Origin of the sequence: Kribbella polygonati (assembly GCF_050320105.1) — a bacterium.
GTDB lineage: Bacteria > Actinomycetota > Actinomycetes > Propionibacteriales > Kribbellaceae > Kribbella.
Genome location: NZ_CP190129.1, coordinates 688,039 through 702,787, shown reverse-complemented (window position 1 = coordinate 702,787; position 14,749 = coordinate 688,039). Strand labels below are relative to the sequence as shown.

The following is a 14,749-nucleotide window of genomic DNA, read 5'->3' as shown; positions in this document are numbered from 1 at the left end:
CTAATTAGGAATCTAATGTTCCTATACGGATCCTACGGTAGAGCCATGAACACGAACGAGAGCATCCGGCCCTTCACCGTCACGATCGACCAGGCCGACCTGGACGACCTGAACACCCGCCTCGCGCGCACCCGCCTCCCCGAGGCCGCCCCCGGCGACAACTGGGACTACGGCACCCCGAACCACTACCTCCGCGAGATGGTCGACCACTGGCAGAACGGCTTCGACTGGCGCGCGCAGGAGGCCCGGATGAACGAGTTCCCGCACTACCTGACCGAGATCGACGGCCAGACCGTGCACTTCATCCACGTCCCGTCGCAGGTCGAGGGCGCGACCCCGCTGCTGCTCACCCACACGTACCCGGGATCGTTCGTCGACTTCCTCGACATGATCGGCCCGCTCACCGACCCCGCGGCGTACGGCGGCTCCCCGGAGGACGCGTTCTCGGTCGTCGTACCGTCGATCCCCGGCTTCGGATTCAGTACGCCGCTGGTCGACCGCGGCTGGACGATGGCGCGGGTGGCCCGTACGTTCGACACGCTGATGCGCCGCCTCGGCTACGACTCGTACGGCGCCCACGGCTCCGACGGCGGCGCGATGGTCGCCCGCGAACTCGGCGTACTGAACCCGCCCGGCTTCCTCGGCCTGCACGTCCTGCAGCTGTTCTCGTTCCCGTCGGGCGACCCGTCCGAGTTCGAGAAGTTCACCCCCGAGGACTACGCCGCGCTCGAACACCTGAAGTGGTTCCAGTCGGTCGGCGGCTACAACGCGATCAACTCCACCCGCCCGCAGACCGTCGCCGTCGGCATCGCCGACTCCCCCGTCGGCCAGCTCGCCTGGAACGAACTCTTCAACAACTTCGGCAACGGCACCAGCCTCGTCACCCCCGACCAGATCCTCACCGAGGTCTCGCTCTACTGGTTCACCAACACCGCAGCCGCCGCCGGCCGCTACCACTACGAAGAAGCCAACGCCGGCGCCGAACCCGCCCAGAACCACGCCCCCACCGGCGTAGCCGTCTTCGCCGACGACTTCAAAACCATCCGCCCCCTCGCCGACCGCGACAACACCAACATCACCCACTGGTCCACCTTCCCCAAGGGCGGCCACTTCGCCGCCCTGGAGCGCCCTGAGGACGTCACCGCAGACCTCCGCACCTTCTTCCGCAACCTCTAACCAACCCAAGCTGAAAGGGCCGGCCCCCGGGCCGGCCCTTTCACTTGTTGGTGCTGATGACGCCGAGCTGCTTCGGCCCCGAGCTGTCGAGTACGTCGATGCCGGGCTGGAAGAAGCGACTGAGGTAGATCCGCCGCCCGTCCGGGCTGACCGCGATCCGCGCAGGCAGTCCCAGGTTTCCGGTCAGGGTCCCGACGACCTTCCGGCGACCGACGTCGACGACCCACACCGTGTCGTCATGGCCCGAACTGCCGACCACAAAGAGCTGCTCTCCGCCGGCCGCGGCCGAGCCGGCCTCGTCAGGGAGCGACTCCGGCGACGGCCTCGTCGACTCGACCTGGGTGTTGATGACCGCGTACGTTGTCCGTCCGACAACGTAGAGCGCTCCATCGGGTCCGGGGACGAGGTCCTGCGGACCCGCGCCGACGGGGATCGGACTGCGCACGGCCTGCCGCGACGTCGCGTCCAGTACGGCGACGGTGCCCGCGTCGCGGAGTGCGACGTACAGCCGGTTCTTCTCGTCCACGGCGACATCCGTCGGGTTCGGGCCGGCGGCGAGCGGTCCGCCGACCGTCGCGAGCGTGTCGGTGTTGATCTCGGTGATCGTCGCCGAATCCTGGCTGAGCACGAACAAGCGGTGCGTTGTCGGGTTGAGCGCGAGCTTCGTCGGTCCGGGCGCGACCGCGATCGGCCCGCCGACCACGGCCCAGTTCGCGGCGTCGACCACCGAGATCGAGTTCGACTTCGAGTTGGCGACGTACAGCCGGGAGCCGTCGGCCGCGACGATCAGATTGCTCGGCAACTCGCCGACCCGGAGCGGATCGCCGACGCGGGTCTGCGTCGTCGTACTGAATCTCAGCAAGCGGCCGTTCTCGACGTCGGTCGCATAGAGGTACTGGTTGTCGGGGCTGACCGCGAGCCCGAGCGCCAACGGGATCCTCGGCGCGGGCGGTACGACGATGACCGCGACGATGCCGAGGACCGCCGGAGCGACGGCGGCGCCGAGCGTGATCCGGCGGCCGAACGGCTTGCCGGCCTTGAGCGGCAGCACCGTCGCTACGCCGAGCGCGAGCCAGACCGTGAGTACTGCGATCCCGGCAACTTGTGGCAGGTCGAAGATCGTCTCGAACCGCAGGAAGCCGAGCATGAGCACGAAGCCGCTCACCACCCAACCGGCCAAGAACTCCCGGCTGAACCGAACAACTGGACCGACGATCGCGACCTCGGCAGCCAACAGGTACAACGCAGTCACCGCCGGCGGATGGACCCTGGCGTGGCGGTAGACGTACACCAGGATGAGCAACAGCAGTATCGCCGCGACCGCACCCAGTCCGATCAGCAGCTTGTTGGCCGCGTCTCGGACAGGCGGCGTACGACGCAACCGGAGCAGGCCGACGACACCGGCAACCAGCCACGCCGCGGACGCGATCGCGTACCAGGTCGCGGGCAACGGCTGCACGCCTCCGAACATGAGCTTGTGCGTGAGCCAGCCGATCGCCTGCCCCATCGCGACGAGCGCCGGCCCGGCGAGCCCGATCGCGAACGCCGGCGCCTTCCCGCCCAGCCTGATCACCACCGGAACGACGGCCACGGCAAGCACGGCCACGACGATCAGCTGCCAGAGACGCGGACTCGCCACGACCGCAGACCCAACCTGCGCCGCCGCCGCGATCAGTGCCAACCCAATGATCGGCCAGTCCCACTCCGGCAACCGGAATCGGTCTCGCCACCGGCTCGCGGTTGCTCGCGCAGCCGCACCGAACGTCGGGCCGGCATACCTCCTCGGCGTCGTTGGTGCCGGCTGCGGATTGGTTGGCATCGGATTGTCGAGGTAGGCCTGGGCGATGGTCGCGATGCTCCGACTGTCGTCGTCGCGGAGTACCTCGAGCTGCTCGCGGGCTGCCCGCCGTACCTGCTCGTTGTTTGCCTGCAGCAACTGCCCGAGCCGCTCCAACGCCGCTTTCCGGGTGTCGGCGACCGGATTGTTGATCGCGGCCACCAGATGATCGGGAAGTGCCCAGTGCGCGTTGGACGCGATCACCGTACGACCCTCAGCCTCGGCGATGCGCTTCGGCCGCTGACTCGGCTGCTCGGCGATGACCGCATCGTAGGTGTAGTCGTACAACTCGTCGGTCGTGATGTCGCCGTCGCCATCGAGGTCGGCAGCACCAGTACGCAACCCCTCGACCAAGTGATGCGTGAAGACCGACTCAGTGCCTTCATATGCGTACTGCGTCGAGTCCGACGCCGTCAGCACAATCCGTCCACGCCCGCCGAACGCATCCTTGGTGTGAACAGCCGGATCACCCTTGCCGAACTGCTCCGCGGCGTACGCCCCGCTGTAGCAGCAGTCGAGGATGAGGATGGTCCGCCTCGGCCGGCTCTCGGACACCGTCTCGCGTACCAACTGCGACGACAACGCCGTGAACCGCAAGCTGTTCCGGTCGGTGTTCTTCATCGCCAGGTAGAGCCGACCGCTGTCGTCCTTCAACCCGTGCCCGCTGAAGTAGAGCAGCATCAGATCATCACGTTCGCCGGCGTCGAAGAAGTCCGCGATCGCCCTGCCGACTTCGTGCGTCGGCCGGTTCATCACCACCTGTACGTCGAAGCCCGCGATCGCCGGATCCTCCAGCACAGCCGCCAAAGCCTGCACATCACGCTCCGGCGCCGCCAACCGCCGCAGACCCGCGTCGTCGTACTCGTACGTCGCCACCAGAAGCGCGCGCCGCATGACTCAGCCCACTTCGCGCCGACGCAGAAACGCCTCAATCAACTCCCGCCGCTCCTGCACCGAAGCCGCATCCACCTCGATCGAGTCCTCCCCCACCGTCAACTTCACCCGCTGCCCCTGCTCCCGCCGCCCCAACCAGTCCCTGAGAACCGAGATCAACAACGGCACCATCCCACCGGCCCCACCCAACGCAACCGCCACGGCCCCCACCGCCGCCGCGTCCCCCTTACTCCCCTCCGGCGCCACCACCGGCACGCTACGCGTCTCGAACTCCCCAAGCTCCCGCCGCAACCCCCGAATCCCCCGATCCGCCACCTCCGGATCCCCATCCACCAACACAACCTCAACCCAAGCCCCCACAACCACCCTCCAAGACTCACCGGCGCGCTAAATGATCTCGAAACCAACCCAACTCCGCAACGGTCAGTAGCCACCCAAACACCAACGCGCTCGCACCACCCGTGGAGAAGCCAGCCGGCACTAGAATCCGATGCCGAGAGAACAGACAACGCGCTTCGAAGGATGGGCCAGATGGCAAGGGTTCGGTCGCTAAATGAAGGCACGCAGTCGGTCAACGCTCACCCGACGGAAGTGGACTGCTTCTACCAGACAGTGATCGACGGCGATGGCAACAAGCTCATCCACTTGACGACGTTCGGGTCAGATGATCGCCGCTCCAATCCGAAGAGCAGCCAGTCGATCCAGCTGGATGAGATCCGCGCACGCGAACTGATCCGAGTCTTACAAAGGACTTTCAACCTCGACTGATCGCCGACCTGAAAAGGCTGCTGATCAGCGGGTGAGGTCGGCGGTGAATTGGTAGGCGTCGCCTCGGTAGTGGTTGGTGCCGGAGAGGAGGGGGGTGGTGTCTTGGGTGAAGGCTACTTCGGTGGCTACCAGGATGGCGCCGCCGGTGGGGAGGTTGAGGAGGGTGGCTAGGGCTTCGCCGGCGTTTTGGGCCTGGACGGTGTAGCGGGAGTAGGCGAACTCGATGCCGTGGGCGGAGAAGAGTTCGTAGAGGGACGCGTCGGTCAGGTCGACGGTGGTGAGCCAGGGGGCCAGCTCGACGGGGATGACCAGGTCCTCGACGGTGACGGGGCGGCCGTCCATGCCGCGGAGGCGGCGGATGGCGACTACTGGGGTGGTGGGGGCGAGGTGCAGGCGGCGGGCCTCGTCGAGGGTGGCGGGGCGTTCGCGGCGGTCGAGTAGGTCGGAGCTCGGGCGGAAGCCGAGTTCGTGAGCCATCTCGGTGAAGGACTGGAGCCGGCTCGGCGGTTCACGCAGGACGAGGTCGCGGACGTACCAGCCGCGCTGGGGTGACGGGACGATCAGGCCCTGGTCGGAGGCGGCCTGGAATCCGGCCCGGACGGTCATCCGGCTGAGGCCGGTCTCGACGGCGAACTGGCGTTCGCTGGGCAGCCTGGTGCCGCTTGGGTAGCGCCCGTTGACGATCCCCTCGAGGATCCGCTTCTTGACCCGTTCGACTGCGGGTTCCACTGCTGTCACGGTCGCGACTATACCAGTTGCCGGGCGCGGAGCAGAGCAGATTGCCAACTGGTTGGGACTGGCATAACTGGTTTTCCGGTCGTAGGGTGGCGGGCAAGTCACCGCACGAAGGAGTCAGGATGGTCACCAGGCGGACCGTGTTGAAGTCCGGAGCCGCGTTCGGCCTGTTCGCGGTGGCCGGGTGCGCACCGCAGGGCACGAAGGCGAGTACGGCGGTATCGACGCCGGCCAAGTCGATCGATGTCGCCAGCGCGGGAACCGTGACGCTGTCGATGCTGGACTGGTGGTCGGGGGACGCCGCCCAGTGGGTGGCGAACGCGGTCAAGGCGTTCCAGCAGAAGTACCCGAACGTGACGATCAAGCGCACGTCCGTCGACTGGGGTCAGCTCACCCAGACCGCGAACCTGCGGCTGAAGGAGAAGAACCCGCCGGACATCATCACGGTCAACAACGGCTGGCAGTCCCTCGGCACCTTGTCGAAGGCCGGCCTCGTCATGAACTTGGACGGCTACTCGAAGGCGTTCGGCTGGGACAAGTTCCCGAGCACGATCCTGCGGCAGACCCAATTCACCACCGACGGCACCGAAATGGGAACTGGGTCGCTGTTCGCCACGCCCGTCGCGAGTTCGGCGCTGATCGGCCTCTATTACAACAAGACCGTGCTGCAGAAGGCCGGCGTCGAGGTTCCGACGGATCTTGCCTCGTTCGAGAATGCCTGCACGAAGGTCAAAGCCGCCAACCTCATCCCGATCGGCTACGGCTCACAGGACAAAGGTTCGTCGACGGCGATTCTGCTCGCGCTCCAGGACCTGTTCGGTGATCAGCAGAAGATCAACGACTTCGTCTATTCGGCCGGTTCCGTCAAGGCCACCGATATCGGCATGACCGAGGCGGCCGAGCGGCTGAAGTCCTATCAGGACAATGGCTGGCTGACACCGAATCATGCCGGCATCCAGTACGCCGACGCGGTCGACGCGTTCCTCAAGGGCAAATCCGCGTTCCGCTTCGAGTACACCGGAACGCTGGCCTTCAAAGGCGTCCAGAAACAGGAGTACGGCTACGTGCAGCTCCCCCAGGCCAGTGGTGGAAAGGTCGTCGGTACGGGCGCGTCGACAGCGGTAGCGCTGGGCTCCAAGTGTTCGCACCCGGACGTCGCGGCCTCGTTCCTGGACTTCCTCGCCGGCCCGCAGACCGCGCAGTACGTTGTCCAGAATGGCCTGCTCCCGCTGCTCAACGACGTCAAGGCGCCGACGGACAATCCCGAGTTCGGTACCGAGATCGCCGGTCAGCGGTCGCTCGACAAGGACAACGGGTACGTGCCGTACTTCGACTGGTCCACGCCGACAATGCTGGACACGCTCGGCGGCCAGGTCCAACTGCTGCTCGCGGGCCGCAGTACGCCGGCCGACGTGGTCAAGGCGGTCCAGGCCGACTACGACAAGTTCCAGGCCGGGCGATGAGCGTTCTGGCGATCGGGCGGACGAAAGCGCGCACGCGAACCGTCTCCCGACAGGTCCGCAAGCGCCGCTGGATGGGACTTCTGTTCCTGTCCCCCGCCCTGCTGCTGTATGCCGGAATCGTCCTAGTGCCGCTCCTCCAGACAGTCAACTATTCGTTCTACAAGTGGGACGGTGTCAGCCAGCCGACCTGGGTCGGGCTCCGGAACTACCTCGACTTCGGCCACGATCCCCGGATGTACGCGGCGTTCGGCCACGTCCTCGTACTGATCTTCATGTTCGGCCTGATCCCGCTCGGCCTCGGGCTGATCAGCGCGGCCCTGCTGAGCCGGGCGAAGATCCGCGGCGAGGGCATCTACCGCTGGTTCCTCTTTCTCCCCCAGGTCTTGACGAGCGTCGTGGTCGCGATCATCTGGAAGCGGATCTACGCGCCGGACGGGCCATTGAACAGCGTGTTGCGCGCCGTCGGCCTGGACCACCTCACCCGCAACTGGCTCGGCGACTTCACCTGGGCGCTGCCATCGCTCGGCATGATCGGCGTCTGGGGCGGTTTCGGCTTCACGATGGTGCTGTTCCTGGCGGGCATTCTCGCCATACCGGATGAGCTGTACGAGGCCGCGCGGCTCGACGGTTCGACGCGCTGGCAGGAGTTCTGGCTGATCACGTTGCCCAGCCTCCGGGGGCAGATGGCGATCGCCCTGACGTTGACCGTCACCGGCGCGCTCCGGACGTTCGACATGGTCTACATCACGACACAGGGCGGCCCGGGTACGGCGACCACGACGCCCGCCCTGCTCCTGTACCAGTTGGCGTTCGTCAACCCCGATGTCGGCAGGGCCTCCGCGACCGGCGTGGTCCTCGCGGTCCTCTGCCTCGGGATCGCGGTGGCCATCACCCGGATGATGGAGAACAAGGACCGATGATCTCCCGGTTCGAACGGGTCACGAACTACGTCATCGTCATCGCGCTCACGATCGGCGTACTGTTCCCGGTCGCCTGGTTCGTCCTGACCGCGCTCAGCCCGAACACGTCCGGCGCGCTCGACTTCTCGCACATCTCGTGGTCGAACTTCGGCGCCGCCTGGCGGGACGGCAACCTCGCCCATTCGATGTACGCGTCGCTCGTCGTCACAGCGTCCGCCGTGGCCGGGCAGACCGTACTCGCGGTCCTGTCCGGCTACGCGTTCGGAGTCCTCGGCGTCGTCGGCGAGCGGTACCTGTTCCCGATCATGCTGCTCGGGCTGATGGTGTCGACCGAGGTCATCGTCATTCCGCTGTACTACGAATTCGAGCGGATCGGTCTCACCAACTCCTGGCTGGGCCTGGTCATCATCCAGCTCGGGATGGGCGTTCCGTTCGGTACGTACTGGATGCGAGCGACGTTCCGGGCACTCCCCCGGTCCGTGATGGACTCGGCGGCCGTCGACGGTGCCGGCGTGTGGAGCACTTTGTGGCGGATCCTCGTACCGATGGCCCGTCCGGCGGTCCTGACGCTGGTCCTGCTGTCGTTCATGTGGACCTGGAACGACTTCTTCCTCTCGCTGATCTTCCTCGGAGATCCGGCGAAACAAACCGCGACTGTTGCCCTGGGCGCCTTTCAGGGGCGCCATGTCCTGCAGGTCAACCTGATGGCGGCCGGATCCCTGATCGTTTCGTTGCCCGTCGTCGCGCTGTACCTGTTCTTCCAGCGCGAGTTCATCAGCGGCGTCATGGCCGGCGCGGTCAAGGAGTGACGTGACGACACCTATCACGGTGCTGCCCGACGCGACCGACCTCGGCGAAGCCGTGGCCCGGTTGATCCTGGAGCAGCTCACAGCCGCCGGGCGAGCCGTCATTGGGTTCCCCGCCGGCCGCAGTGCAACCCCAGTTGCAGCCGCACTGGTCCGGCTGGCGCACCAGACCGGCGCTCGGATGGACGGCCTCCAGGTCGTCATGATGGATGAGTACGTCACCAGCCAAGGCGGGCGCTGGCACCTCCTGTCCTCAGACACTCCGCATAGCTGCATCGGCTGGGCAGAACGGAACCTACTGACTCCCCTACGCCTCAGCCCAGCCAGCCTGATCACCCCGGATCCGAACAACCCCGAAGACTTCAGGCAGGGCGTCCTTGACCGAGGTGGCATCGACGTGTTCCTGCTGGCCAGTGGTCAGGGCGACGGACACGTCGCTCTCAACGGCCCTGGTACGCCGCGGCACGCGCCGACCCGTGTCGTCGAGCTACCGGAGTCGACCCGCCGGGACAATGTGTCCACCTTCCCGAACCTGCGATCGCTCGCCGACGTACCGCAGTACGGCGTGACCATCGGTACGGCGGAACTCGCCGAGCTGTCGCACTCCGCGGTGATGCTGCTCTGGGGCTCGAACAAGGCCGACGCGTTCGACCGGATCAGCAGCGCCGACCAATACGACCCGTTGTGGCCGGCGACGATCGTCCACGACTGCCGCAACGCCCTCATCTACGCGGACGAAGCAGCCGCACAGAAGCCAGCACGAGAAGGAGTCTCATAGCCATGGCACGTATCAAGATGGCCTACATCGGTGGCGGGTCCTCCCGGGCGGCCGGCACGATGGCCTCGTTCCTGTGGCACGGTCCGGAGTTCGCGGGCTCGGAAGTGGTGCTGATCGACAAGGACCCGGAGCGGCTCGAGGTGGTTCGCCGACTCGCGGAGAAGCTCGCAGCCGAGGGCGGCGACGGCATCACCGTCACGGCGACCACCGATCAGCGGGCCGGACTCACCGACGTCGACGCCGTACTCACCAGCTTCCGCCCGGGCAACTTCGCGGCACGGGCGCTGGACGAGCGGATCCCGCTCAAGCACGGCGTCATCGGCCAGGAGACGCAGGGACCAGGTGGGTTCTTCATGGCGTTGCGCTCGATCAACGACTTCCGCGGCATCACCGACGACCTGCAGGCCGTCGCGCCGAACGCGGTGATCTTCAACTACACGAACCCGGTCAACATCGTCTCGCAGGCCGTCGCGGACCACACCCCGATCCCGATCTACTCGATGTGCGAAGGGCCGCTGGTGTTTCCGCCCGTCGTACTCAAGGCGGCCGGGCTCGACCCGAGCCGCGCCAAGGTCACCATGGCCGGCGTCAACCACAACTGCTGGAGCTACGAGCACCTGTACGACGGCCAGGACGTCATGCCGTTGCTGGAGGCGGCATGGGAGGCCCGTAAGGACGATCCGACGCTCGACGCCAACTCGAAGCGCGCCCTGCACCTGGCCGTGGTCATGCAGTCCATCCCGTCGGACTACTTCAACTACTACTACTTCCGGAACGAGGTGTTCAGAGAGCAGCGGGCCGCGCGCCGTACTCGCTCTGAGGTGATCATGGACGCAGTGCCGGGCTACTGGGAGCACTACCGCGAGCAGGCCGACGCCAGCCATCCGGAACTCGACCCTGCCCGGTCGCGGGGCGGTATCCACGAACTCGAGCTGGCCATCGACGTGATGAGCGCCTACTACAACGACACGGGCGCACGGTTGCCGGTCAACCTTCCGAACGCCGACGGGGCGCTCCCAGGATTCGACGCGGCGACTGTCGTCGAGGTGTACTGCAGTGTGAACCGGAAGGGCTGTCACATCGAGCCACAGCAACCGTTGCCGCTCTCGGTGCGAGGTATTACCCGCCAGCTCGCCGACTACCAAATGCTTGCTGCCAAGGCAGCGTGGGACGGTACGCGTGCTGACGCGATCCGGGCGCTCATCGCGAACCCGTTGGTGCCCGATCTGTCGGTAGCGGAGCCCCTGTACGACGAGCTGGCCGCTGCGCACGCGGCGTACCTGCCGGAGAGACTGCTTAAGTGACGGACCTCTTCCTTGCCGTCGATGCCGGCAACACCAAGACCTGGGCAGGATTGACGACGGACGACGGTGACCTCGTCGGCGTTGCCCGGGGCGGCGTCGGAGACATCTACGCCCCGGCTGGGCCTGCCGCGGCGAAGGCCGTCGTACTCGCACTGATCGACGACGTACTCGCGTCCGCGGGCATCGGGGCGTCCGAGGTCAGGCATGCGTCGTTCCGGCTGGCTGGTGTCGACTGGCCAGCTGACGAGCAGTTCTGGGACGCCGTACTGCGGCCGAGGTTCAGGAGCTACAGCATCAAGAATGACGGCTTCGCGCTGATCCGGTGCGGCCGGCTGGACGGGCAGGGCATCTCTGTTGTTCTCGGTACGGGCGCTGCGCTAGCCGGACGGGGTCCGGAGAAAGAGTGGGCCCTGTCGTGGTGGTTGCAGCATCCACTCGGTGGCGCTGGACTGGTCACGGAGGCGCTGCGAGCGGTGTACCTCGCGGAGCTCGGGTTGGGCGAGTCCACGAAGCTCTCCGCCGTGCTGCCGCCGCTCTTCGGCGTCTCGACACCAGAGGAGATGCTGGAGGTCACTACGTCCCGAGGTAACGGCTTTCGGTTCGCGGCACAGGCAGCGCACGCCCCGTCAGTCCTCGCGCTTGCCGATGACGACCCCGTGGTCGCGGGGCTGATCAACACACAGGCGGAGCGGCTCGCTGACTACATTGGCAGCCTTGCTCGTACGTGCGGGCTGGTCGAGCCTGTCACGGTGGTTGTCGGCGGTGGACTCGTCAGAACACCAGACTCACCGCTGTACGCCGCTCTTCGCCGCGTGTGCGCGGGCTTTGTCGATCTTAGGCACACTCGGGCCGCGGCCTTGGTCGGAGCACTGCTGGACGCGATCGCCGAGGGCGGGGCTGAACCGACCGAGACGGCGCGGGACAGGCTGACTCAGAAGCTCGGGTGATGGCTTTGTCCTGATTCTTCTATTTGAAGTGCTGCCGCCGGGGCGCGAGGGTGGGGGGTATGGAATTTACTCAGCTTGGGCGGACGGGGCTTTCGGTTAGTCGGATTGTTCTGGGGACTATGAACTTCGGGCCTCTCACCGAGGTGGGGGACGCGCACGCGATCATGGAGCGGGCGCATGAGGTGGGGATCAACTTCTTCGACACGGCGAACGGGTACGGGCGGTCGATCTACCCGGGGCGGACCGAGGAGATCATCGGGGAGTGGTTCGCGAAGGACGCGAAGAACCGCGAGAAGACGGTGCTCGCGACCAAGGTGTACGGCGACATGGGACAGGACTGGCCGAACACGAGCCGGTTGTCCGCGCTGAACATCCGGCGGGCGCTCGACGCCTCGCTGAGGCGGCTGCAGACGGACTACGTGGACCTGTACCAGTTCCACCACGTCGACCGGAACACGCCGTGGGACGAGATCTGGCAGGCGATGGAGGTCGCCGTACAGCAGGGCAAGGTGCTGTACGCCGGGTCCAGCAACTTCGCGGGATGGCACATCGCGCAGGCGCAGGAGGCGGCGGCGAAGCGGAACTTCAACGGGCTGGTCAGCGAGCAGTCGCTGTACAACCTGATCCAGCGCGACGTCGAGCGTGAGCTGCTGCCGGCGGCGCAGGCGTACGGGCTGGGCGTGATCCCGTGGTCGCCGCTGCACGGTGGTCTGCTGGGTGGCGTGATCCGCAAGGAGAACGAAGGGGTACGGCGGCTGGAGGGTCGCTCGAAGGAGACCCTGGACCGGCTGCGGCCGCAGATCGAGCAGTACGAGGCGTTCGCGGAGGAGCTCGGGCATGAGCCGGGTGAGCTCGCGCTGGCGTGGCTGCTGCATCAGCCGGCCGTGACCGGGCCGATCGTCGGGCCGCGGACGATGGAGCAACTGGAGTCCGCCGTACGCGCGGTCGACATCAAGCTCGACGACAAGGCGCTGGCTCGACTGGACGAGATCTTCCCGGGGTACAAGACCGCCCCGGAGGACTACGCCTGGTAAGTAGGAGCGCAGCCGGCCGTCCTTCTGTGACGGCCGGCTGCTTCAGTTGTGGCCGGCTGTGGTGGGAAGCATGCCGATCAGGGCGTCGGCGGCCAAGGAGGCGGCGGGGCCGGTCGGGACGGCTACCGAGACCTGCCAGTCGGAGGCTGTGCCGGGGGCCAAAGAGACGGTGATGTGGTCGCCGCGTTTGGCGGCGATGCGTTCGGGGACGAGCGCGACGCCGAGGTCGTGCGCGACCAGGGCGAGGAGGGTGTGTACGTCGTTCACCTCGATCGTCACCGGATGTGCCACGCCCGCGGTAGCGAACGCGCGGTCGGAGATCGAACGGGCGCCCCAGGTCGGGTCGAAGTCGACGAACGACTCCCCCGCCAGGTCGTCGAGCGTCACGCCGGACGCCTTCGCGAGGCGGTGGTCCGGGGCGCAGACGAGCACCATGGACTCGCGGGACAGCGGGCGCAGGTCGAGCCCCTCCACCGGGTCGCCGGCGGTCGCGACGAACGCGACGTCGAGCCGCCCGGAGGCGAGTTCGTCGAGCATCGGGGTGGAGCCCGCCTGACGCACCTCGATCTCGACCCCTGGGTACGCCGACCGGAACTTGGCGAGCAACGCCGGTACGTCGACCACGCCGAGGCACTGCTCCAACCCGACCGTCAGGTGGCCGCGCAGCAGCCCCTGCACCGCGGCGACCGCATCCTTCGCCGCCTCGGCCGCCGCCAGCGCCCGGCGCCCCTCACAGAGCAGCGCCCGACCGGCCTCGGTGAGCTCGACGCTGCGGGTGTTCCGCACGAACAGCGACGCCCGCAACTCCCGCTCCAACGCCCGGATCGAGGCAGACAACCCCGACTGCGAGATCGACATCGCCTCAGCAGCCCGCGTGAAGTGCTTCTGCTCGGCCACCGCCACGAAGTGCTCCAAGTGCCTCAGCTCCATGACTAAGAACTGTAGTCGATCGAACCACACCGATTCTGCGGCCCCGCATGTTGCCCCAGCTCGGCAGACGGTGAGGGCGCACGCGAGCCACTCAGCAACCGGACCAGATTTCGCGGTGCACCCCACCGCCACGCTCAGCCGGCCGATGGAAGCGCGATGACGATTTGATTGGTGAGTGCCGGGTGTCCGGGGTCGGCTCGACGAGGCCGGAGGTCGATGTCCACAGGTTCCAAAGAGGCGTGTTCGTCGTGGCGTGCATCCGAATACTTTCTCCGGCATGAAAGATCCCTCGGCGGACGAGATCCGCGATCCCCGGACAGAGACCAACTCGACGTTTCGCCTCATGGTCGACGAGCACGACGCTCCGCGCCTTCACGAGCGGGCTGTCGCTCCATGGCAGCGGAGCTTCAGCCAGGGCAGAAATGACGAGGACCTGGCACGTGTGGAAGTCGCCGAGTGCCTGTTCGGCGAGGGCCGCGACGACGAGGCGCGAGCTGAACTGGCCGCAGTGATGGCGAACAGACGCTTCTACAGCTCGGCTTGGTCCCGTGCTGCCGAACTGCTCGAAGATCAGGGCGCGGAGGAGGCAGCGCTGCAGTGGTACGCGGTGGCAACCGACCGCTTGGCCGTCGAAGAGGTCGCCCGCTCCCGGAGGCTCCAGCAGTTGGCGACCGGTCTGCGGCGGGTGAAGTGGCGGCTGCGGATACCTCTCGACTACATCGATCTGCTGGGAGCGCTGGGCAGGGACGAGGCCTGGGAACGCGAGATCGAACTGCGCGAGCTGCTGCGAGATCCGGTCGTGATCGACGGGCAGTTGCAGGCGTGGGAACGCGGCGAGTTCGATGCAAACGTGCCATGGCGCAACCGCATCATCGGCAACGACCCGGATGCGTACTGCCATCGGGCTGAGCGGACGCTGCGCGTCGAGAACCGGCGGGTGGCGATCGCCACCTGGACGTACGAAGGCGTTCTGAACTGTCTCGAAGACGAGCGATTCGAGGGCCAGTATGTCCCCGATGGAAGACGAGTTGCCTGGCCGCCTTCGCGCAACGAGCCGTGCTGGTGCGGGTCCGCCGTCAAGTACAAGAAGTGCTGCGGTGGAGCGTTGCCGGCGATCGAGCCCATCCGCGCTGGACCGCAATTCAGTGGATAGGGTG

General features: G+C 66.7%; 14 protein-coding genes. 10 read left to right on the top strand and 4 right to left on the bottom strand.

Annotated elements, in window-relative coordinates; translation table 11 throughout:
* Window positions 1–45: 45 nt before the first annotated feature.
* A complete protein-coding gene (locus tag ACQHIV_RS03310) occupies window positions 46–1,176 on the top strand; it encodes an epoxide hydrolase family protein (RefSeq protein ID WP_427891512.1) in 1,131 nt (376 codons plus the stop codon).
* Between the two features lie 40 nt (window positions 1,177–1,216).
* Here the strand turns inward: ACQHIV_RS03310 and ACQHIV_RS03305 are convergent, their stop codons facing one another.
* Both ACQHIV_RS03305 and ACQHIV_RS03300 read right to left on the bottom strand, forming a co-directional pair.
* Window positions 1,217–3,907, bottom strand: coding sequence for a caspase, EACC1-associated type (locus tag ACQHIV_RS03305; protein ID WP_427891510.1), 2,691 nt, complete (start codon window positions 3,905–3,907; stop codon window positions 1,217–1,219).
* 3 nt (window positions 3,908–3,910) lie between these two features.
* Window positions 3,911–4,240: an effector-associated constant component EACC1 gene (locus ACQHIV_RS03300; protein ID WP_427891508.1), complete on the bottom strand. Its 330-nt coding sequence runs from the start codon at window positions 4,238–4,240 to the stop codon at window positions 3,911–3,913.
* A 198-nt stretch (window positions 4,241–4,438) separates the two neighbouring features.
* Here ACQHIV_RS03300 and ACQHIV_RS03295 point away from each other — a divergent pair, with 198 nt between their 5' ends.
* Complete coding sequence (locus ACQHIV_RS03295; RefSeq protein ID WP_427891506.1) at window positions 4,439–4,675, top strand: hypothetical protein; 237 nt, start codon at window positions 4,439–4,441, stop codon at window positions 4,673–4,675.
* Between the two features lie 24 nt (window positions 4,676–4,699).
* Here ACQHIV_RS03295 and ACQHIV_RS03290 read toward each other — a convergent pair whose 3' ends face one another.
* Complete coding sequence (locus ACQHIV_RS03290; RefSeq protein WP_427891504.1) at window positions 4,700–5,413, bottom strand: GntR family transcriptional regulator; 714 nt, start codon at window positions 5,411–5,413, stop codon at window positions 4,700–4,702.
* A 119-nt stretch (window positions 5,414–5,532) separates the two neighbouring features.
* On the opposite strand from ACQHIV_RS03290, the gene ACQHIV_RS03285 reads away from it, so the two are divergent.
* The 7 genes from ACQHIV_RS03285 (at window position 5,533) to ACQHIV_RS03255 (ending at window position 12,662) form a co-directional block, all read left to right on the top strand.
* Complete coding sequence (locus ACQHIV_RS03285) at window positions 5,533–6,873, top strand: ABC transporter substrate-binding protein (protein ID WP_427891502.1); 1,341 nt, start codon at window positions 5,533–5,535, stop codon at window positions 6,871–6,873.
* A 71-nt stretch (window positions 6,874–6,944) separates the two neighbouring features.
* Window positions 6,945–7,793 (top strand): carbohydrate ABC transporter permease, encoded by an 849-nt coding sequence (locus ACQHIV_RS03280; RefSeq protein WP_427891500.1) that lies wholly within the window; start codon window positions 6,945–6,947, stop codon window positions 7,791–7,793.
* Complete coding sequence (locus ACQHIV_RS03275) at window positions 7,790–8,602, top strand: carbohydrate ABC transporter permease (protein WP_427891498.1); 813 nt, start codon at window positions 7,790–7,792, stop codon at window positions 8,600–8,602. The genes ACQHIV_RS03280 and ACQHIV_RS03275 overlap by 4 nt, the downstream gene beginning before the upstream one ends.
* A 1-nt stretch (window position 8,603) precedes the next feature.
* Window positions 8,604–9,377: a 6-phosphogluconolactonase gene (locus ACQHIV_RS03270; protein ID WP_427891496.1), complete on the top strand. Its 774-nt coding sequence runs from the start codon at window positions 8,604–8,606 to the stop codon at window positions 9,375–9,377.
* A 2-nt stretch (window positions 9,378–9,379) separates the two neighbouring features.
* The gene (locus tag ACQHIV_RS03265; RefSeq protein ID WP_427891494.1) at window positions 9,380–10,681 is read left to right on the top strand and encodes a glycoside hydrolase; all 1,302 of its coding nucleotides are present in this window, start codon (window positions 9,380–9,382) and stop codon (window positions 10,679–10,681) included.
* Entirely contained in the window at window positions 10,678–11,628 is a 951-nt protein-coding gene (locus ACQHIV_RS03260) for a hypothetical protein (protein WP_427891493.1), read from the top strand. The genes ACQHIV_RS03265 and ACQHIV_RS03260 overlap by 4 nt, the downstream gene beginning before the upstream one ends.
* A 119-nt stretch (window positions 11,629–11,747) precedes the next feature.
* Window positions 11,748–12,662 (top strand): aldo/keto reductase, encoded by a 915-nt coding sequence (locus ACQHIV_RS03255; protein ID WP_427891491.1) that lies wholly within the window; start codon window positions 11,748–11,750, stop codon window positions 12,660–12,662.
* 42 nt (window positions 12,663–12,704) lie between these two features.
* Here the strand turns inward: ACQHIV_RS03255 and ACQHIV_RS03250 are convergent, their stop codons facing one another.
* Complete coding sequence (locus ACQHIV_RS03250; protein WP_427891490.1) at window positions 12,705–13,592, bottom strand: LysR family transcriptional regulator; 888 nt, start codon at window positions 13,590–13,592, stop codon at window positions 12,705–12,707.
* Between the two features lie 277 nt (window positions 13,593–13,869).
* Between ACQHIV_RS03250 and ACQHIV_RS03245 the strand changes: the two genes are divergently transcribed.
* Window positions 13,870–14,745, top strand: a complete 876-nt coding sequence (locus ACQHIV_RS03245; protein WP_427891488.1) for an SEC-C domain-containing protein — start codon at window positions 13,870–13,872, stop codon at window positions 14,743–14,745.
* Window positions 14,746–14,749 lie beyond the last annotated feature (4 nt).

Excerpts from the sequence above, each read along its gene's own strand:
- ACQHIV_RS03275 (WP_427891498.1), top strand. The coding sequence starts at position 7,790 with ATGATCTCCCGGTTCGAACGGGTCACGAACTACGTCATCGTCATCGCG.
- ACQHIV_RS03295 (WP_427891506.1), top strand. The coding sequence starts at position 4,439 with ATGGCAAGGGTTCGGTCGCTAAATGAAGGCACGCAGTCGGTCAACGCT.
- ACQHIV_RS03305 (WP_427891510.1), bottom strand. The coding sequence starts at position 3,907 with ATGCGGCGCGCGCTTCTGGTGGCGACGTACGAGTACGACGACGCGGGT.
- ACQHIV_RS03250 (WP_427891490.1), bottom strand. The coding sequence starts at position 13,592 with ATGGAGCTGAGGCACTTGGAGCACTTCGTGGCGGTGGCCGAGCAGAAG.
- ACQHIV_RS03310 (WP_427891512.1), top strand. The coding sequence starts at position 46 with ATGAACACGAACGAGAGCATCCGGCCCTTCACCGTCACGATCGACCAG.
- ACQHIV_RS03280 (WP_427891500.1), top strand. The coding sequence starts at position 6,945 with ATGGGACTTCTGTTCCTGTCCCCCGCCCTGCTGCTGTATGCCGGAATC.
- ACQHIV_RS03245 (WP_427891488.1), top strand. The coding sequence starts at position 13,870 with ATGAAAGATCCCTCGGCGGACGAGATCCGCGATCCCCGGACAGAGACC.
- ACQHIV_RS03265 (WP_427891494.1), top strand. The coding sequence starts at position 9,380 with ATGGCACGTATCAAGATGGCCTACATCGGTGGCGGGTCCTCCCGGGCG.
- ACQHIV_RS03255 (WP_427891491.1), top strand. The coding sequence starts at position 11,748 with ATGAACTTCGGGCCTCTCACCGAGGTGGGGGACGCGCACGCGATCATG.
- ACQHIV_RS03285 (WP_427891502.1), top strand. The coding sequence starts at position 5,533 with ATGGTCACCAGGCGGACCGTGTTGAAGTCCGGAGCCGCGTTCGGCCTG.